This is a genomic window from Erwinia sp. PPS120, assembly GCF_047918655.1.
GTDB lineage: Bacteria > Pseudomonadota > Gammaproteobacteria > Enterobacterales > Enterobacteriaceae > Erwinia > Erwinia tasmaniensis_A.
Genome location: NZ_JBLREF010000007.1, coordinates 18,427 through 36,664, shown reverse-complemented (window position 1 = coordinate 36,664; position 18,238 = coordinate 18,427). Strand labels below are relative to the sequence as shown.

15 protein-coding genes are annotated in these 18,238 nt (G+C 54.3%); 2 read left to right on the top strand and 13 right to left on the bottom strand.

Annotated features, from left to right (window positions below):
• Nucleotides 1–23: 23 nt before the first annotated feature.
• The 12 genes from ACLRGG_RS03790 to ACLRGG_RS03735 form a co-directional block, all read right to left on the bottom strand.
• Entirely contained in the window at nt 24–1,691 is a 1,668-nt protein-coding gene (locus tag ACLRGG_RS03790; protein ID WP_416248494.1) for a methyl-accepting chemotaxis protein, read from the bottom strand.
• Nucleotides 1,692–1,893: 202 nt separating this feature from the next.
• Nucleotides 1,894–2,391, bottom strand: a complete 498-nt coding sequence (gene cheW, locus ACLRGG_RS03785) for a chemotaxis protein CheW (RefSeq protein ID WP_416248493.1) — start codon at nt 2,389–2,391, stop codon at nt 1,894–1,896.
• A gap of 24 nt (nt 2,392–2,415) precedes the next feature.
• Complete coding sequence (cheA, locus tag ACLRGG_RS03780; RefSeq protein WP_416248666.1) at nt 2,416–4,410, bottom strand: chemotaxis protein CheA; 1,995 nt, start codon at nt 4,408–4,410, stop codon at nt 2,416–2,418.
• 10 nt (nt 4,411–4,420) lie between these two features.
• Nucleotides 4,421–5,461, bottom strand: a complete 1,041-nt coding sequence (gene motB / locus ACLRGG_RS03775) for a flagellar motor protein MotB (protein WP_416248492.1) — start codon at nt 5,459–5,461, stop codon at nt 4,421–4,423.
• On the bottom strand, nt 5,458–6,345 hold the full coding sequence (gene motA, locus ACLRGG_RS03770; protein WP_067701049.1) for a flagellar motor stator protein MotA: 888 nt from the start codon (nt 6,343–6,345) through the stop codon (nt 5,458–5,460). The genes motB and motA overlap by 4 nt, the downstream gene beginning before the upstream one ends.
• Before the next feature lie 133 nt (nt 6,346–6,478).
• Nucleotides 6,479–7,057 (bottom strand): flagellar transcriptional regulator FlhC, encoded by a 579-nt coding sequence (flhC, locus tag ACLRGG_RS03765; RefSeq protein WP_067701046.1) that lies wholly within the window; start codon nt 7,055–7,057, stop codon nt 6,479–6,481.
• Nucleotides 7,057–7,410: a flagellar transcriptional regulator FlhD gene (flhD, locus tag ACLRGG_RS03760; RefSeq protein WP_416248491.1), complete on the bottom strand. Its 354-nt coding sequence runs from the start codon at nt 7,408–7,410 to the stop codon at nt 7,057–7,059. Before flhD ends, flhC begins: the two co-directional genes overlap by 1 nt.
• Before the next feature lie 930 nt (nt 7,411–8,340).
• Nucleotides 8,341–9,765 (bottom strand): alpha,alpha-trehalose-phosphate synthase, encoded by a 1,425-nt coding sequence (otsA, locus tag ACLRGG_RS03755; RefSeq protein ID WP_416248490.1) that lies wholly within the window; start codon nt 9,763–9,765, stop codon nt 8,341–8,343.
• Nucleotides 9,766–9,796: 31 nt separating this feature from the next.
• Nucleotides 9,797–10,549 carry a trehalose-phosphatase gene (gene otsB, locus ACLRGG_RS03750; RefSeq protein ID WP_416248489.1) on the bottom strand — a complete coding sequence of 251 codons (753 nt, stop codon included), beginning with the start codon at nt 10,547–10,549 and terminating at the stop codon, nt 9,797–9,799.
• Between the two features lie 608 nt (nt 10,550–11,157).
• The gene (locus tag ACLRGG_RS03745) at nt 11,158–12,339 is read right to left on the bottom strand and encodes an HD-GYP domain-containing protein (RefSeq protein ID WP_416248488.1); all 1,182 of its coding nucleotides are present in this window, start codon (nt 12,337–12,339) and stop codon (nt 11,158–11,160) included.
• 136 nt (nt 12,340–12,475) lie between these two features.
• Nucleotides 12,476–13,075, bottom strand: coding sequence for a hypothetical protein (locus ACLRGG_RS03740; RefSeq protein ID WP_416248487.1), 600 nt, complete (start codon nt 13,073–13,075; stop codon nt 12,476–12,478).
• A gap of 9 nt (nt 13,076–13,084) precedes the next feature.
• The gene (locus ACLRGG_RS03735; protein ID WP_416248486.1) at nt 13,085–13,372 is read right to left on the bottom strand and encodes a winged helix-turn-helix domain-containing protein; all 288 of its coding nucleotides are present in this window, start codon (nt 13,370–13,372) and stop codon (nt 13,085–13,087) included.
• A gap of 712 nt (nt 13,373–14,084) precedes the next feature.
• Here ACLRGG_RS03735 and umuD point away from each other — a divergent pair.
• A complete protein-coding gene (gene umuD, locus ACLRGG_RS03730; protein WP_416248485.1) occupies nt 14,085–14,504 on the top strand; it encodes a translesion error-prone DNA polymerase V autoproteolytic subunit in 420 nt (139 codons plus the stop codon).
• 2 nt (nt 14,505–14,506) lie between these two features.
• Nucleotides 14,507–15,769: a translesion error-prone DNA polymerase V subunit UmuC gene (umuC, locus tag ACLRGG_RS03725; RefSeq protein WP_416248484.1), complete on the top strand. Its 1,263-nt coding sequence runs from the start codon at nt 14,507–14,509 to the stop codon at nt 15,767–15,769.
• A gap of 64 nt (nt 15,770–15,833) precedes the next feature.
• Here umuC and ACLRGG_RS03720 read toward each other — a convergent pair whose 3' ends face one another.
• Nucleotides 15,834–18,218, bottom strand: coding sequence for a beta-glucosidase family protein (locus tag ACLRGG_RS03720; protein ID WP_416248483.1), 2,385 nt, complete (start codon nt 18,216–18,218; stop codon nt 15,834–15,836).
• Between the last annotated feature and the right edge of the window lie 20 nt (nt 18,219–18,238).

The following is an 18,238-nucleotide window of genomic DNA, read 5'->3' as shown; positions in this document are numbered from 1 at the left end:
CAGGTTGCTGATGGAGACAGCTGTCAGAAGGTTTCCCAGTTACCGTCCGTTGCGGCTGGCGCGGCGACTTTCCCGGCGATCAGCTTACGCTGTGGGGGAGTGACCGCCAGCGGCGCAGCCTTGATCGCCTGCGACCGGTGCATGCGGAATACCGACACGGCCTGCGTCAGGCGGCTGGCCTGCTCCTCAAGCGCGGCGGCGGCCGTGGCAGACTCTTCCACCAGCGAGGCGTTCTGCTGGGTCACCCGATCCATCTCGGTCACGGCGGTGCCCACCTGGTCAATTCCGCGGCTCTGCTCATCAGATGCCGACGCAATTTCGCCCATAATATCGGTTACCCGGGTGACCGCATTAACGATATCGTTCATGGTTTCACCGGCAGTTCCCACCAGTACGGTACCGCTGTCTACCCGCGAGACGGAATCTTCGATCAACCCTTTGATCTCTTTCGCGGCCTGCGCGCTGCGCTGCGCCAGATTACGCACTTCCCCGGCCACGACCGCAAATCCACGGCCCTGCTCACCGGCGCGGGCGGCCTCAACCGCCGCGTTAAGCGCGAGGATATTGGTCTGGAAGGCGATGCCGTCAATCACGCTGGTGATATCGGCGATTTTTTTCGAGCTGCCCGCGATATCACTCATGGTTTTCACCACGCCATCCACCACCTGGCCGCCTTTTATCGCCGTCTCAGAAGCGGTCAGCGCAAGTTTTGAGGCCTGACGGGCGTTCTCAGCGTTCTGTTTCACCGTTGCCGTCAGCTGCTCCATACTGGCTGCCGTCTCCTCAAGGGAGGCCGCCTGCTGTTCCGTACGGGCTGACAGGTCATTGTTCCCGGCGGCAATTTCGCTGGCCCCGGTCAGGATAGCGTCTGAACCGTCGCGAACGTCACTCACGGTACGCACCAGCGCCTGCTGCATCTCTTTCAGGCTGGTGGCCAGCTGGGCCATTTCATTGCGCCCTTCCACCTGAATATCGTGGGTTAAATCCCCGCTGGCGATCTGACTGATATGTGCAATATTACTGTTCAGCGGCTTAATCAGTACGCGCTTCAGGCCAAACCAGCACAGCACGATCAGCGCGATAACCAGCAGCATCACTGCGGCAATCATCCAGAGCATTGAGATGTAAGCCGACTGGTTGTCCGCCACGCCCTGCATCATCAGTACGTTTTGCGCATCCCGCCAGTGGGTATAGGCTGCCTGCATCGCCTGCTGTTTCTCTTCAATGTTCATTTTGAACATCCCGGTCAGCTGCTGGTTATCCATCAGTTGCAGCATGGTGCCCAGCGCTTTCGAGTAAAGCACATAGTTCTGTTCAAGGCTGGCCACAATTTGTGGATCCATTCCACTGGTGGCGGGAAGCGACTGATAAAGCGCCCAGGATTTATCCGCACTGGCCAGCAGCTGCTTGCCCTGATCGCTGATTGTGCTCAGCGATGAGATGCTGCTCTGTGCTAATTCATTGCCCTGCAGGCGCAGCATGCCGCGGTTGATGGCGATACGCGTCTGGTTAAGCGCCACCCAGGCGTCGGTAAACGCCGACACGTTATCGCTGGCGTTTTGCGCCACGGAAAAATTCCTTTTATCGCTGTTTAGCGCCTTAATAAATAGCCCACCGGCAAGCAGTTGCAGTGCGCCAAATACCAGCAAAACCAGCAGCAGGCTGGTAACAACCTTCATTCGTTTAAACATAGATACCCTTGGTGTTTTGAAATGGAACAACAGAGAATTTATCGGCATGGCCTGGTGGATCTTTATTCAGCCCAGTGTGGCATAAGCAGAATAATATGTTGCCATCTAAGACAAAGCTGACGGCGTCATGCGAGAAAGCCGTACAAAATACAAAAAAGGCCGACAGAAAATCTGCCGGCCCTTTTCATCCTGAGAAAAACGCTTACGCGCTGCGCAGGTTATCCACCAGTGCCATCTCGTCGCTGCTGAGCAGCTTCTCGATATCGACCAGGATCAGCATACGGTCACCCAGCGCGCCCAAACCCGTCAGGTACTCGGTTGACATGGTGACCGCGAATTCCGGCGAAGGACGGATCTGGTCCTGCGTCAGCGACAGCACGTCGGAGACGCCATCCACAACGATGCCCACCACGCGGTGCTCCAGGTTCAGCACAATCACCACGGTATTATCGTTATAGTCCACATCGGGCTGCGCAAATTTCACGCGCAGGTCGATGATTGGGACGATCACGCCGCGCAGGTTGGTCACGCCTTTGATAAAGGTCGGCGTGTTGGCGATGCGGGTAACCTGATCGTAACCGCGGATCTCCTGCACCTTCAAAATATCAATACCGTACTCTTCGTCACCCAGCGTAAATACCAGGAACTCCTGACCGACGGTTTCGCCAGCGATTTTAGTTACAGTTGCCATTCCAGTCATAATTCTACCCTTAATAGGTTAACGTCAGGCTGCGGCTCCCGCCACGCGCTTTTCACGGTTGAGAGACTGCAGTGCCGAAACGTCGACAATCAGCGCCACGCTGCCATCGCCCAGGATGGTTGCCGCCGAGATACCGGGCACTTTGCGATAGTTGCTTTCGAGGTTTTTGACCACCACCTGGTGCTGACCAATCAGCTGATCGACCAGCAGCGCATAGCGTTTTCCGGCGCTTTGCAGGATAACCACAATGCCCTGCGTCGCTTCGGTTTTCGCGCCCTGCACTTCAAACACGTTCCACAGCTCAACCATCGGCAAATATTCACCACGCACTTCCAGCACGCGTTCGCCACCGGCCAGCGGATGCAGATCGTCCGCCAGCGGCTGAAGTGATTCCATCACTGCGTTAAGCGGCAGGATAAAGACTTCGTTTGCCACGCGAACGGACATGCCGTCGAGAATGGCCAGGGTTAACGGCAGCAGAATACGAATGGTGGTGCCTTTGCCCTGCTTAGAGGCGATTTCAACGTGTCCACCCATCTCCTGGATATTACGTTTCACCACGTCCATGCCGACGCCGCGTCCGGAAACGTCAGTGACCTGTTCGGCGGTAGAGAAGCCTGGCGCAAAAATCAGCATGCCGACCTCTTCGTCACTCATCGACTCACTGACCGGCAGGCCCGATGAGAGCGCTTTAGCCAGAATACGTTCGCGATTCAGACCGGCACCATCGTCGTTCACTTCGATACAAATATTGCCGCCCTGATGCTCAGCGGAAAGCGTCAGTTTACCGATAGGGTTTTTGCCTGCCGCCAGGCGTTTGTCCGGCGACTCGATCCCGTGATCCAGGCTATTTCGCACCAGATGCGTCAGGGGATCGATAATGCGCTCAATCAGGCTCTTATCCAGTTCGGTAGAGCTACCCTGCAGGATCAGCTCCACCTCTTTTCCGAGTTTGCTGGCCAGGTCACGCACCAGACGCGGGAAGCGGCTGAAAACGTATTCCATCGGCATCATGCGGATCGACATTACCGATTCCTGCAGATCGCGGGCGTTGCGTTCCAGCTGGCCCATGCTGTTCAACAGGTCGCCGTGCGCTACCGGGTCCAGTTCGCCCGAGCGCTGCGCCAGCATCGACTGGGTGATCACCAGTTCGCCGACCAGGTTGATCAGCTGGTCAACCTTTTCTACCGCCACGCGAATGCTGGTCGATTCGCTGGCCCTGGCGGCGCCAGGCTTTTTCGCGCTTTCACGTTTATGGGCGGGCGCGGCCTCGCTCACTACCGGCGGTGCGGCTTCCTGCACCACGTCAACCGGCGCCGCGACGTCGGCAATGGCCGGTGTCGTTTCAGGCACTGCTGCGGCAGCGTCGATAAAGTTAATCTGTGACTCTTCAATCACGAAGCAGAGTACGGCCCTGATATCATCCGGATCGACCGTCGCATCCAGGGTGGCTTCCAGCGAGTTTTCGCCTTTGACCACGTCTGAGACGGTGCACAGATTGCTGAGTTCTTCCAGCATCAACGGCACTTCACCCGGCTTCAGATTACTCAGTACCAGACGCTGGCCCGCCGCGTTTACCGCAGGTTCAACCGCCGTCGCGGCGAGCGTTTTCGGCGCTGTGATCACTTCACCCTTTGCCTCCAGCGCCAGCTGACGCAGCGCCTGACAAATGTATTCAAACGTCGCGGCATTGGGTTCCGTGGCGGTTTTATAGGCATCCAACTGTTCCTGCATAATATCTTTAGTTTCCAAAAACAGGTTGATGATATCGGTGCTTAGCTGCATTTCGCCGCGCCGCGCACCGTCGAGAATATTTTCCAGAATGTGCGTCGTTTCCTGCAGTACGCTAAACCCAAAGGTTCCCGCACCGCCTTTGATCGAGTGCGCCGCCCGGAAGATAGCGTTCAGCTGCTCCGAATCGGGTTCCTGCGGATCCAGCACCAGCAGGTGTTGTTCCATATCGGCCAGTAACTCATCGGCCTCATCAAAAAATGTCTGATAAAAATCGCTGATATCCATGCTCACGGTATCACCTCTGCTGTGAGTCGCGATCGGTCTGTGCCGCTGGCGCAGGTACCGCCGGGGCTAACGCCGCGTGGGTTACGTTGCTACCCGCAGGCTCAGCCTGAGAGGGTTGAGGGTCGGGTTTTTGGCCGGCGGCCATAGGTGAGGCCGGCGCCGCTAACTGTTTTAAACTGGCTGGATCGCTGTCGCTGACCTGTACCGCGTCACTTTCCGCATTTTCTTTTTCAATCTGCACTTCGGTGTCGTGGTTTAACACCACCAGGCTGATTCGACGATTTACCGCATCATCCGCGCCGCGGTTCTTTAACTTCATGGTATCGGCCATGCCAATAACACGAATCATCTTGCCGCTGGCCAGGCCGCCAATAATCAGCTCACGACGCGAGGCATTGGCGCGATCGGCTGACAGCTCCCAGTTGCTGTAGCCCCGGTCACCACCCGCATACTGAAAATCATCCGTATGCCCCGCCAGACTGATCCTGTTCGGCAGGTCGTTCAGGACCGGGGCTATCCCCCGCAGAATATCGCGCATATAGGGTTCAACTTCCGCACTGCCGGTTTTAAACATCGGGCGGTTTTCACTGTCGATAATCTGGATACGCAGCCCCTCTTCAACCAAATTGATAATCAAATGGGGGCGCAGCGTACGCAGCTTTGGATCGGCCTCAATCAGCTGATCCAGCCTCTCGCGCAGGCGGTTAAGACGGATCTCTTCCAGCTTGCGTTTCTGCGCATCCATGTCGACCACCTTATGCACCTCCCCCTGTTTCTGCGTGGGGTCATCGCCCCCACCCGGGATGGGGCTGTCGCTGTCGCTGCTGCGCGCGCCGCCGGTCAGCGCCACTTTCAGGGGCGTTTTAAAGTAATCGGCAATTTTCACCAGTTCCTGAGGGTTGGAGATCGAAATTAGCCACATCACCATAAAAAAGGCCATCATTGCGGTCATAAAGTCAGCGTAAGCAATCTTCCATGAGCCGTGTCCGCCCTCATGTTTCTTATGCTTTTTGCGCTTAACCAGCACAATGGGGTGATTATTATGCTTCATGCGTCCTCGTCGGATGTCTGTTTCGCTGGTGACTTCGCGTTACGAACGTGTTCCTCCAGCTCGGTGAACGACGGGCGATCGGTGGAGTAAAGCGTTTTGCGGCCAAATTCAACGGCAATCTGTGGCGCATAACCGTTCAGGCTGGAGAGCATCGTCACCTTGATGCACTGCATCATCTTGGTGGTTTCCGCACACTTCTGCCGCAGTACGCCCGCCAGCGGGGAGATAAATCCGTAGGCCAGCAAAATACCGAGGAAGGTGCCGACCATCGCGTGGGCGATCAGGGCACCCAGCTCAGCCGCCGGACGATCCGCGGAAGCCAGCGTATGCACCACCCCCATTACCGCTGCCACGATGCCAAACGCGGGCAGTGAATCACCGACGGTCTGAAAGGCCATTGCGGGCACTTCGCACTCGCTTTCGTAGGTTTCTATCTCTTCGTCCATCAGCGCTTCAATCTCAAAGGCATTCATATTGCCGCTGACCATCAGGCGCAAATAGTCGGTAATAAAGTCCACTAATCTTTTATCGGCAAGGATGCGTGGGTAATTAGAAAAAATTTCACTTTCCTGAGGGTTTTCAATATCGCGTTCGAGCGAAAGCATCCCCTGCTGGCGCGATTTCGCCATCAGGCGATAAAGCAGCGCCATCAAATCCATATATACAGCTTTATTATATTTCGACCCGCGCATCAATAAGGGCATGGCCTTCAGGGTGGCTTTTATCGCTTTACCGTTATTCCCTACGATAAATGCGCCAATTCCTGCCCCACCGATAATTAACAGTTCAGAAGGCTGATAAAGCGCGCCGAGGTGGCCGCCGACCATCGCGAAGCCACCCAATACTGACCCCAGTACCAGAATGTACCCTAAAATAATTAACACAATAAATCCTTACGTCTGCCGACGCGTGGGTGAAAGATGAATCAGCGTATAAAGAGCAGTTATCGTGGCTCGAGGCAAAAAAAAAGCAGCGGTTATTAACCGCTGCTGGATCTATTTTACCTGTCGAACCCAATTAAACGGCTTGTTTAATCTGTTCATCCAGCAGTTGTGAAATGTTATCGGCAGGTTCTGCGATAAGTTTACGTCTTTTTACCGCACGGGACGGCGGCTGGCACAGGCTGCAAACGAAGCTGCCGACGGGCTGGTGCGCATGGTTAATAAAGCTACCGCCGCAGCACTTGCAGTCAGACAGTTCGAGCATGCCGCTCTCAACAAACCGGACCAGGGTCCAGGCGCGGGTTAGCGCCAACAGCGGGCCTTCATCCTGTTGCGGGCACTGTTCGAGATAGAGACGGTAAGCTTTAATCACCGCATCTACGCCCTGGCTCTGCCCGCTTTTGAGTAAAAACTGCCATGCGTTACAGAACATGGAAGAGTGGATGTTCTGTTCCCAGGTCATAAACCAGTCGGTAGAGAACGGCAGCATGCCTTTTGGCGGCGGGCTGCCGCGCAGCTCTTTATAAAGCTTTATTAATCGACCGCGGCTAAGCTGTGTTTCACTTTCTAACATTTGCAGGCGGGCGCCCAGCGAAATGAGTTCCATCGCCAGCTGAATATCGCGCGCTTCCTGTACAATACTTTTTTCGCTCATTAGCTCGCCCTCTTTTTCGGCGCGGCTTCTTCTTTGGTCGTCACGCTGCGTAATAAACGACTGGATAACAAAATGCCGGTGTGGATTTGCTGTAAATCATCAACGCGAGACGCCTGCGTTAAGCGTTTAATCGTATTGTCATCGTTAAAACGGAATTGACAGATCAGCTGATTAGTCTCGGCAAGCTTTACCATCTCTGGCAGCGTTAATTGCGCGAGCGTATCAGCCATCGCCTCATCTATACCAAGACGAAACATTGCAGAAGCTTTTTCCTGATTAATAAGGCGCTGAGCAAGTAATAAATATGAAAGATTAATATCGTAAATATGTTTGAGTAATTCTGATGCACCCATTTTTTTCCATCCTGACTAACACGACTTAAACGTTTGCGGGTTATGCCGCTACCTTGTTTGCTGCTTGGTAAATCTAAAAATGGCAAAAAACTAGTGGCAGAAGCCAAACGTTTGCGAAGCTGTTAGCCGCATCTAAGGCTGCTAAACAGAAAGTAGTCATTACTCATTTTGCCAGTTGCTGCTCCCTCGTTTTCGCTCTCTTCCCTGGCGCAATCCCTTGTCTGTTTCACACATCTTTTAAGACAATTCCGAAAACAAGGCAACTCTATCCGCTCTTATTTCGACATACAATGTGAGCCACCGCAAATTTTAGATAAAGTGTGACGTAGATCACACTTTATCGGAAATTTCTCGTTTCGTACCCTTCAGCAGCGCTTTTCATTAGTGCACTAAGTAACCAATTTCTACAGTTTTTGTTAAAATTTAACATTTAGTGATCATTTTCAAATGAAAATGTCTCTCTTTACGCGTATCAATCGGCAAAAAGGCGTGACGAAGATCATGTTTAGCGTTAAATATCGCATTATAGTAAATTAATAGTGTATGAATCTAATTTTCACCCTAATGGCGTGATGTTAGATTAATCACCAGGCGTGACTGTTCAATATGAGTTGTAGTGCAGAAGTGTGACCTTGCGCAGGTTCTTATTATGAACTGCAAGTCTTTTGTAAACCGCGCCAGGCTTGTGTTTGGGGTACGAAAACAGATGTAACTGATAGTTACATTAGAAAGGTGAATGTTTGGAGGCTTTTTTCAGGATACGGGTTAAGTATCGGCGGCGGTTTAGATTTCTTTAGTAAAAACGGGATTTTTTTGCTTTTTTTCTAATAAATGGCCCTTATTGCGCACTTTGTGTACGTGTATTTTACCGCGCAGGCAAAAAAAAGGGCGATTCCCGATCGCCCCTTAAAAGAACTGGCACGGCTTATGCTAAGGGTGGGATGTCGCGGTCTGTGACTCCTTCTTCCCGGACGCCGGACGGGCAGGAACGGCCTGCAAATCCTTCAGATAGGTTTTACGCCAGTGGGTGATGTCATTTTTACGCAGCACGGCCATCATATCGTTATAGCGCCTGATACGTTCTTCCAGCGGCATAGTCAGCGCCTGGTTGAGCGCGGCCGCCACCTCATCACGATCGTAAGGATTGACGATTAACGCCGATGTCAGCTCATTGGCCGCGCCGGCGAAGCGCGACAGCACCAGTACGCCCGGATCTTCAGGGTCCTGTGCGGCGACGTACTCTTTCGCTACCAGGTTCATCCCGTCCCGCAGCGGCGTGACCAGGCCGATATCGGTCAGGCGGAAGATCTTCATCAGCAGGCGGCGGTCGAAATGCTGATTGAGGTAATAGAGCGGCGTCCATCCCAGCGTGCCGTAATGGCCGTTGATGCGCCCTGCTTCCGTCTCCAGCTGGTGGCGGATATCCTGATAGGCCTGTACGTCACCGCGCGACGTTGGCGCAATCTGTGAATAGCGGATCTGGCCCCGGTGCTCCGGATAGTGTTCCAGCAGCGCTTCATAAGCGAGAAAACGCTCAGGCAACCCTTTTGAATAGTCCAGGCGTTCGCAGGCAATAATATTCTTCGCATCCCCCAGATCCCGCTTCATCGCAGCCATTTTTGGCGGCAGCGGGCCTTCGGCCATCTCTTTAATACTGTCTGGCTCAATGCCGATAGGATAAACCTCAGTGGCAAAGCTGCGGCCCAATGCACGATGCTGTTTGCCGTCGCTCTCTACCGGCGTCATCAGCGACAGACACTCGACAAAGGCCATGCGATCGCTCTCGGTCTGGAAACCCAGCAGATCGTAGTCGCTCATCATCTCCAGCAGCTCGTTATGTGGCGGCAGTGCGTTGAAAATTTCGGGCGTTGGGAAAGGAATATGCAGGAAAAAGCCAATGCGGTTAGTCACGCCCAGCTTGCGTAACGCGGCGGCAAACGGCAGCAGATGATAATCATGGATCCACAGTACGTCATCAGGCTGTAGCAGCGGCAGCAGGCGCTTTGCCAGCAGGGTGTTGACGCTACAGTATCCGTCCCAGGCCTCACGCTGAAAATTCACTAAATCCAGACGGTAGTGGAAGGCGGGCCAGATAACGGCATTAGAGAACTGCAGATAATAGAGATCGTAATCGTTCTGGTTCAGTCCAAAAGAGGCGTAGGTCACACTGTCCTGCTCGAACAGCTCCATTTCCTCGTCATCTTCACCGATCTCATTGATGTTACCGTTCCAGCCAAACCACAGTCCACCGGTGGTTTTCAGGGCATCCATAATGCCGACGGTCAGGCCGCCGGCACTGGTTTTGGAACCATCAGGTACAGCAATGCGGTTAGATACGACTACTAAGCGACTCATAACCTTAACTCCTTACCGACGTTGTTTCGTCTTAATCTAATTGTAATAGTATGTTTTCAAGCCAGTGATAAACGGCATTCACGTCCGGCAGCCGATAGTCCGCCTGCGTGTCGCCCTCACCCACTTTTATTGTGATGCCCTCCCTTGCATTGACCGCTTCAAATCCTGCCTCATCGGTCAGATCGTCACCTAAAAAAACGGGCGTTCGTCCGGCAAACGGCGATTGCTGCATAAAGGCTGCAATCGCGGCGCCCTTATTCACGCCCTTTGGTTTTAACTCCACCACGCATTTACCGGGCTGCAGCACCAGCATGGGGAAACGTTCGGTCATTGCCTGCGCCAGAGCCATGATTGCCTGCTGATAATGCTCCGCGCGACGATAGTGCAGGGCAAAAGCCATCCCTTTGGCTTCAAGCTGGGTCCCTGGCATATCGGCCATCGCCCCGGTCAGCCGCGCTGTCAGTTCGCTGGCTACCTCCTGCGGCAGCGACAGACGCTCTACATTGTCGCGGGCATCGCGGCGTTCAGCGCCGTGGACGCCGGCAAGGGGAAAATGAAGCGGCGCGGACAGCGCATCCAGCTCGCTAATGGGGCGGCCTGATACCAGTGCAACGGCACCGTCACAGGATGCGGAAAGACGTTTCAGGCTGGCAATGACGGGATGAGGAATAAACGCGTCATCCGGGCGGGGTTGAATGGCGGCAAGCGTACCGTCAACGTCGAAAAAGAAAGCATAACGGCCCTCTTTATTCAGGGGCGGTACCTCATCATTCTGGGTGTTCACACGACTCCTCCTGCTTAAATGGTTGTGATGTTGCGTTTAGCCCAGACCCGCAGCGTCGGGCCTGTTCGACGCGGGCACAGTGACGGTTTTTTCACGTCCGGCCACGGGTGTCATAAAAAGCGGGGCTGCAATGCGGGAGGCAGACCTGACGGGAAAGTCGTGGTCGCCAGATGAAGGTGGGTGAGAAAGGCGTCCGTTTATATTTCATCCTCTTTCTTAAACATTTTCTTTCTGTCATCTGGCTGCACTCGGGGTGCACTATGCCCGTCCCCGCTGCATCATGCGCAACATCGTTAGTTTCCAGTATAGTCACTGATCCCGTCTCTGCCAGACTGGCTGGCGCTTATAAGCCTTTTTCTGATCTTCAGACTGTCAAAAAAAGCGTAATAAAGACATAGGATAAAGGCGAATTATGTCGGGAAAGGGGCGGGGAGAAGGCACGGGGTCTGTCCGGGGATAAATGGGCATAATGAAGGGCATTAAGCGCCGCAAAAAACTAAGGGAAAAGCCGCAGAAAGCTATGCGAAAAAGAAGCCTGCGGGGCAAAAGCGGTGCAGGTAGGGGCGTAAAAAAGTGAGTCGGTAAACTGGCCGCCTTTATTTATTGCGTCAGGAGGCCAGCGGCACCATCCACAGTGCGTTAAGGTTAATACCGCTCCAGGTGGCAGACTCTTCCAGCCCGGCGATGCTGTCCCAGCAGTAGCGGCTACCCAGATCGACGATTTCCGGCTTTATCGGCTGGCGCGTGATCAGCGAAAAGAATACGCAGACCTTAGGCTGCAGCAGCGATTTTTCTCCCGGCTCGGCGATCACCGCAATGCGCCCGGACGCCAGCCTGACCACCGAGCCAGGTGGATAGATCCCGACGGCCTTAACAAAAGCGTGAAATATCTGGCGGTCAAAATGGCCTTCCCAACTCGCCATCTGGTGCATCGCCGCCGCCGGGTTCCAGCCTGCCTTATAGGGACGGTCCGAGGTCACCGCATCATAGACGTCGCAAACGGCAGCCATGCGGGCCAGCAGAGAGATGCCCTCGCCTTTCAGGCCATGGGGGTAGCCTTCACCATTGATCTTTTCATGATGATGCAGGGCGACGTCCAGCACCTCAGTGTCGTCGTTGCTTTTTCGCAGCAGTGACTCCCCGATCGCCGGATGCAGCTTCATCAGCTCAAATTCGTCGTCGGTCAGCTTGCCCGGTTTATTGAGGATCTCCAGCGGGATGCCCGCTTTACCGACATCGTGCAGCAGTCCGGCCGTGCCCGCCTGACGCACCTGCCGTTCATCGAGCTGCAGCTGACGCGCCAGTGAAACCATCAGCGCACACACCGCCACCGAATGCAGATAGGTGTAGTCATCGTGCGTTTTCAGTCGTACCACGCTCAGTAACGCGGCCGGATGGCGGCTGATCGACCCGCCGATTTCATCCACCAGCGGCAGCGTGCTGTCAGCCCTGATGGATTTACCCATCCGCGCATTGCTAAACATATCCATTATCTGCCCCCTGGCGGTCAGACAGATGGCCTGTGCCTGCGCCACTTCGCTGTGCATGCTGGTCTGAACGGGCGCGGCGTGGTCTGCAACGGTCTTTGTCGATGGCGCGACGTCAGGCGCACGGCCTTTATCCAGGTCGATCCAGACTTCTTTAATGCCGTTCTCCATAATAATCTGAATCTGCTGCTCGCTGGTTAGCAGCATATCGTTGCGTACCAGCGGGTGTTTCAGCCAGAAAACTTCCAGCTTGTGCACGTACATCCCGGTGCGTAATGCCTCTATCCCGATTCGTCGTATCATTGCGCCCTCCTGCCTGTTCCCCCATTCAGTACAGATATCGGCATCGTCCGTAAAACCTTCACCTCCACAAAGGACGTTTGCGCGCGTTAACTGAAAATTTACGCTTCGGGCTCGCGATTAAAAAAAGCCGGGTCCCTTACTTTTTTGGGGTATTCCCGGTCGGTATTCTGTAAAAATTGTTAAGCAGAATGACCTTATCAAGGTATTCACCTAAGCATAACAACGACTTATTGTTAACTCTTTTAATCCCCGCCTTTTTTATCGCGTTTAATTTGTAGTGTGAGATAGTTTTCACGGAGATATTCAGCGTCCTGCCGATATCCCCAGGCGTTTCACCATGAAGCAGCAGGCAGATAATAATACGTTCTGGCAAGGATAGCGGGCAGATGGGCGGCATACTGCTATTAAGATGCCTGATTATCTCCTCAGCCATCTCTTCTCCGCTTAACTTCCTGGAAACTAACATACTAAATCGGGTGCTATGCTTTATACTTTCCTGATAAGCATCGATAAATATCGCGCGGGTTTTCTTAGCGGAATAATACTGTAAAATCCTCTCCATTTTTTCACGCTTATTGGAATCAATTATTATTGCGCGCGAACGCTCTCTTTCGTTCGGCTGCGCAATATTTTCTTCCTCCGGATCCGCTACGTAGGGCTCATACCCCATCAAAGAAAGATGAAAAGCCAGACCCAGCGTAAAATAGGCGTCCTCTGAATATATACAGATCCTCATCGTTTTTTCTCAGGATAAATATCCGTCAGACGGTTTTTTTTCAATATAAAAATAGAAAGGCTTAATCATCTCCCGCTTCAAACAGTGCCCCTTAACTTCAAATGTCTCAACGCGCATAATAAAGTCGTGCTCAACACCCAGCGTGGCCAGCCGCAGCTTCAGCGCCTGCATCACCTGCCATAGCCGCTGGCTGGATGATTTCAGGCCGTGCAGATCCCAGACGTTATACATAATCTGCTCGTTCGTCACAATTTTCCCATTGGCGTTTTCCAACAAAAAGAGGAATAGCCTCATCATCGTTCCCCTCAGAATATAACAGCGTATCTTCCTGCTTTTTGAGTCAAAATTACTTAACCTTCTCTGGGCTATTTCAAGCTGAACGTTGTTCCCAATATAATATCCAACCAGCACTCTTTCCATAAACCGCCATCCTTTTTAGTAAATTGAATTACGCTACCCAGATAAACCGCCTGCAACAGGGTATCTTATGTTACAGAAATCGGTAAAAAATCAGTACCGCTTGAGCACGACAATAAACCATCAAACTATATGGCAGATTACTCCAAAAAAATAAGCATATTATTCCATGTGTGACCATTTTCCCGTCCTTTATTAAAGGATTAATGCTAATGCAGAGCACGTTTTTCGGCATAATTTATAAATCAAATCATAAATATATTATTTTGTTTTTGTTAGTTAAACAGAGTTAAACTCTGTTGACGCGGCGGGATGAGAAAAACCCGCCGCTCGCGTAAACTATTTGCGTAATACATTCTCTACATGAAGCGCCACATTGCTCAGCGTGGCTTCATTGCTGCGGGTTATCTGTTTAGCGTGCATTCGCTATTGCTCGCGGGGATTCGTTTCCTGGCCGCCGCCTTAGATAATTTACGCCAGCCTAAATTCCCTGCCTGTTCAAGCGTTTTCATAAATCTTTCGGAAAGCGTCTTGATTGTGGCGCGCTTTTAAAGATACTGTATATAAATACAGTTAAACCGGAAACACCATCATGCAGTTCATTTCGCCCGGAGAAATTAGCAGTCTCCTGCTTTTGCCGCTCTTTACGGAGCGCGTACCCTGCGGCTTTCCCAGCCCTGCTCAGGACTACGTCGAAGACCGGCTCGATCTCAACAGGCTGGCGATTAAGCATCCCAGCGCCACCTATTTTGTTAAAGTCAGCGGCGACTCCATGCGCGGCGCAGGCATTGCCGATGGCGACCTTCTGATTGTCGACCGCTCCCTGACCGCCGAACACGGCGACATCGTGGTGGCAGCGGTTGATGGCGAATTTACCGTCAAAGAGCTGCGTACCCGACCCTTTCTGCAACTCATGCCGCATAATAGCCTCTACACGCCGATTGTATTTCACCGCGAAGAAGAGCTGGAGATCTTCGGCGTGGTGACCTTTACCCTGAAAGCGCATAAGTAACTATGTTTGCCCTGGTGGATGTGAACAGTTTTTATACCTCGTGCGAAACCGTTTTTCGCCCCGATCTGAAGGGTAAACCGGTGGTGGTGGTATCCAATAACGATGGATGCATCATTTCACGCTCGGCCGAGGCTAAAGCGCTGGGGATAAAGATGGGGGCGCCCTACTTTAAACTGAAAGACGAGCTGCGCCGCCAGCAGGTGCACGTTTTCAGCTCCAACTACGCGCTCTATGCCGATCTCAGCAACCGGGTGATGACCACGCTCGCCGATATGGCCCCTTCCGTGGAAATTTACTCGATTGATGAAGCTTTTATCGACCTCTCCGGCGTCAGTCACTGCATGTCGCTGGCCGACTTTGGTCACCAGATGCGCAGTCAGATCTTAAAGAACACGGGTCTGACCGTCGGCGTGGGGATTGCGCAAACCAAAACGCTGGCCAAGCTCGCCAACCATGCGGCAAAAACCTGGCGCAAAACGGGTGGTGTTGTCGATCTCTCCGATGTCGGCCGCCAGCGTAAGCTGCTGGCGCTGATACCCGTGGAGGACGTATGGGGCGTGGGGCGGCGTATCAGTAAGTCACTCCATCAGATGGGGATCCACACCGCACGCGATTTGGCTGACAGCGCGCTGTGGGTCATCAGGAAGCATTTTAATGTGGTGCTGGAACGGACCTCACGCGAACTGAGGGGAGAACCCTGCCTCAGCATGGAGGCGATGCCCGCCACCAAACAGCAGATTATTTGCAGCCGTTCCTTTGGTCACCGCATCACCCACTATAGCGATATGCACCAGGCTATCTGTACCTATGCCGAACGCGCGGCCGAAAAGCTTCGCCAGGAGGAGCAGTACTGCCGCTTTATTAGCGTTTTTGTCCGCACCAGCCCCCACGCGGAGGGTGAAGTTTTCTACGGTAACCAGGCTTCCGGCACCCTGCTAACCCCCTCGAATGACACGCGCGACATTATTCGTACGGCCACGGACGCGCTGGACAGGATATGGCGGGACGGTCATCGCTATATGAAGGCTGGCGTGATGCTGAGTGACTTCTTTAGCGAGGGCGTGGCACAGCTCAATCTGTTTGACGACAGGCAACCCCAGGCTAACAGCGAGGCGCTGATGAGCGTTATCGACCAGCTGAATCAGTCGGGGAAAGGCAAAATCTGGTTCGCCGGGCAGGGAGTGCAGAAAAGCTGGGCAATGAAGCGGGAGATGCTGTCGCCCGCCTGGACCACTCGTTATGCCGACCTGCCCGTTGCAAAGTGAATCACACACGGCGAGGCAGGCTACCGGACGCGCAAAGTCGACGCGGTAGCCTGCCCGCACGCTGCTACAGCGCGTTGATCTGCTGCAAAACAGACTGTTTGACAGCCTGCTGCTCCGACAGGCTGCCGGCCAGTTCCGGCTGCTGCTGAAAGGCCTGATCGAGCTTCTCCCCCAGCGTTGGCGAACCGGTTATCCAGGCATTGGTCGCCTCATCACCGATAACGGCTGCCACCACCCGGGCGGCCTCCTCCCAGGTCTGTATCGCTATCCACGGCGTATCAAGCGAGTAGACAGGCGTAGCCGAGGTGACCCGCAGCGGCACCTCGGCCACGATATCCCGCGATGAGCGCCCTATGCGCAGCGTAAAAGGGCCTTCCGGCACCCAGTCCTGTCGGTCTTCGTCGTAGTACGAGAAGGCGCGCTTATCCAGCCGCAGGGTCACGGTTTTAGATTCCCATCCGTTCAGCGTCACCTTTTCAAAGGCCTTCAGCTCCTGCACCGGGCGGTCGAGACGCGCGACGTTATCCCCCACGTACAGCTGCACCACCTCTTTGGCGGTTCTGTCCGAGGCATTGCGCAGCGTCAGGCTGACGGCCACGCTCTGCTGCTTATCAATGTCAAAGACCAGGGAGGACGGCGTGACCGGTCCATACTCAATTTTCGCATAGGAGAGACCGTGGCCAAAAGGATACGCCGGCGCGATGCCTTTAGTGTCGTAGTAGCGATAGCCGACATAGATGCCCTCGCCAAAAATGACCGTCTTACTGTTGCCGGGAAAATTGCCAAAGCTGGGCGTATCGGCATAGCGCACCGGAAAGGTCAGCGGGAGTTTGCCGGAAGGGCTGACTTTACCGGTCAGAATATCTGCCACGGCGTTGCCGCCCTGCTGGCCCGGCTGCCAGGCCAGCAGGATAGCGTCGACCTGGGCTTGCCAGGAGGTCATTTCAATCGGCGAACCGATGTTTAACAGCACCACGACCTTTTTATTCTGTTGGTGAAAGGCGGCCGACACTTTCTGGATCATCGCCAGCTCAGCCGGATGCACTGCCATCGTATAGCTGTCGGCCCCCTCCGTTGAGCTGCGGCCAATGGCGATCAGCGCAATATCGCTTTGTTCCACCGCGCGGGGCAGGGTTTTGTCCAGGCTACCTTCATCCAGCTCTTGCGTATCCAGGGTATCAATAAAGGTCACGCCCGCATTGCGCATCCCTTCCTGCAGGCTAACCCGCTGCTGCGGGTCAATATTGACCTCGGCGCTGCCGCCACCGGTGTCAAAAAAACGGTGGACGTTTTTGCCGAACGCGGCAATGCGCTGACCGCGCCTGAGCGGCAGCGTATGGTTACTGTTTTTCAGCAGTACCATGGAGTCTGCAGCCACCTCCCGCGCCAGCGCCGCAGGATCAGCCGGTGCGGCCTCCTCCGGCAGCGGGGCCTGCTTAAATGCCTGGGTTTTTATCACCGTTTGCAGAATGCGGGTCAGGTTAGTATCAATCTGTTTTTCCGTCAGCGCGCCGGACTTCAGCGCCGTGAGCACCACCTCCTGCGGGTCGGTATTGCGGGGAACAAACGGCGTGTCATTTTTCGATTTCCCGCCCGGCATATTCAAATCGTTGCCCGCCAGCAGCGCGCGCACCGGATCGGTCACGCCGTACCAGTCGGACATCACCATGCCGTTAAATCGCCACTGGTCGCGCAAAACCTGCGTTAACAGCCAGGCATTCTGCGAAGCAGCGGTGCCGTTAATCGCCGGATAAGAACTCATGATTGCCCAGGGCTGAGCCTCGCGGATCGCATATTCAAAACCGGGAAAGTAGATTTCACGCAGCGCACGTTCAGAGACGATCTGATTAAGGGTCTGCCGACGGGTTTCCTGATTATTCGCCGCGAAGTGCTTCACTACCGCCCCCACGCCCTGCGCCTGCAGCCCACGAATATAGCTGGTGGCGATGCGCGCGGTCAGCAGCGGATCCTCAGAGAAGTATTCAAAATTGCGTCCATTACGCGGGCTACGCTGGATATTGATTGCCGGGCCAAGCATTAAGTCCACGCCCCTCTCCCGCGCTTCCCGGCCTATTGCGCCGCCGACGCGCTGAATCAGCGCCGGATCCCAGCTGGCGGCCATGGCGATAGACACCGGGAAGCCGGTTGCAAAGCGCTTTGCGCCACCGGTCGGCCCGGCCCCGAGCCTGACCCCTACCGGCCCGTCGGCAAAGACAATTGCGGGAATACCCAGACGGGGAATAGCCAGGGTGGAACCGGCCGCGCCAGCCACCTTTTCGGCGTTGTTCATGCCGGCGCCGGTAACCAGTGCGGCTTTTTCCGCCAGCGTCATGGCGGCAATCACTCCCGGTATGGAGGCGGTATCTGTAAGCTGGGGGGCGCAAAAAGCAGCAGAAAAAGGCAGGGAGCAGGCGGCGAACAGGCTCAGGCGAAACACTCTTTTTTTCATATTAGTCCCTCAATCAGGTA

Coding starts and splice junctions, on each gene's coding strand:
- ACLRGG_RS03790 (WP_416248494.1), bottom strand. CDS start 1,691: ATGTTTAAACGAATGAAGGTTGTTACCAGCCTGCTGCTGGTTTTGCTG.
- cheW (WP_416248493.1), bottom strand. CDS start 2,391: ATGACTGGAATGGCAACTGTAACTAAAATCGCTGGCGAAACCGTCGGT.
- cheA (WP_416248666.1), bottom strand. CDS start 4,410: ATGGATATCAGCGATTTTTATCAGACATTTTTTGATGAGGCCGATGAG.
- motB (WP_416248492.1), bottom strand. CDS start 5,461: ATGAAGCATAATAATCACCCCATTGTGCTGGTTAAGCGCAAAAAGCAT.
- flhC (WP_067701046.1), bottom strand. CDS start 7,057: ATGAGCGAAAAAAGTATTGTACAGGAAGCGCGCGATATTCAGCTGGCG.
- flhD (WP_416248491.1), bottom strand. CDS start 7,410: ATGGGTGCATCAGAATTACTCAAACATATTTACGATATTAATCTTTCA.
- otsA (WP_416248490.1), bottom strand. CDS start 9,765: ATGAGTCGCTTAGTAGTCGTATCTAACCGCATTGCTGTACCTGATGGT.
- ACLRGG_RS03745 (WP_416248488.1), bottom strand. CDS start 12,339: ATGATACGACGAATCGGGATAGAGGCATTACGCACCGGGATGTACGTG.
- ACLRGG_RS03740 (WP_416248487.1), bottom strand. CDS start 13,075: ATGAGGATCTGTATATATTCAGAGGACGCCTATTTTACGCTGGGTCTG.
- ACLRGG_RS03735 (WP_416248486.1), bottom strand. CDS start 13,372: ATGATGAGGCTATTCCTCTTTTTGTTGGAAAACGCCAATGGGAAAATT.
- umuD (WP_416248485.1), top strand. CDS start 14,085: ATGCAGTTCATTTCGCCCGGAGAAATTAGCAGTCTCCTGCTTTTGCCG.
- umuC (WP_416248484.1), top strand. CDS start 14,507: ATGTTTGCCCTGGTGGATGTGAACAGTTTTTATACCTCGTGCGAAACC.
- ACLRGG_RS03720 (WP_416248483.1), bottom strand. CDS start 18,218: ATGAAAAAAAGAGTGTTTCGCCTGAGCCTGTTCGCCGCCTGCTCCCTG.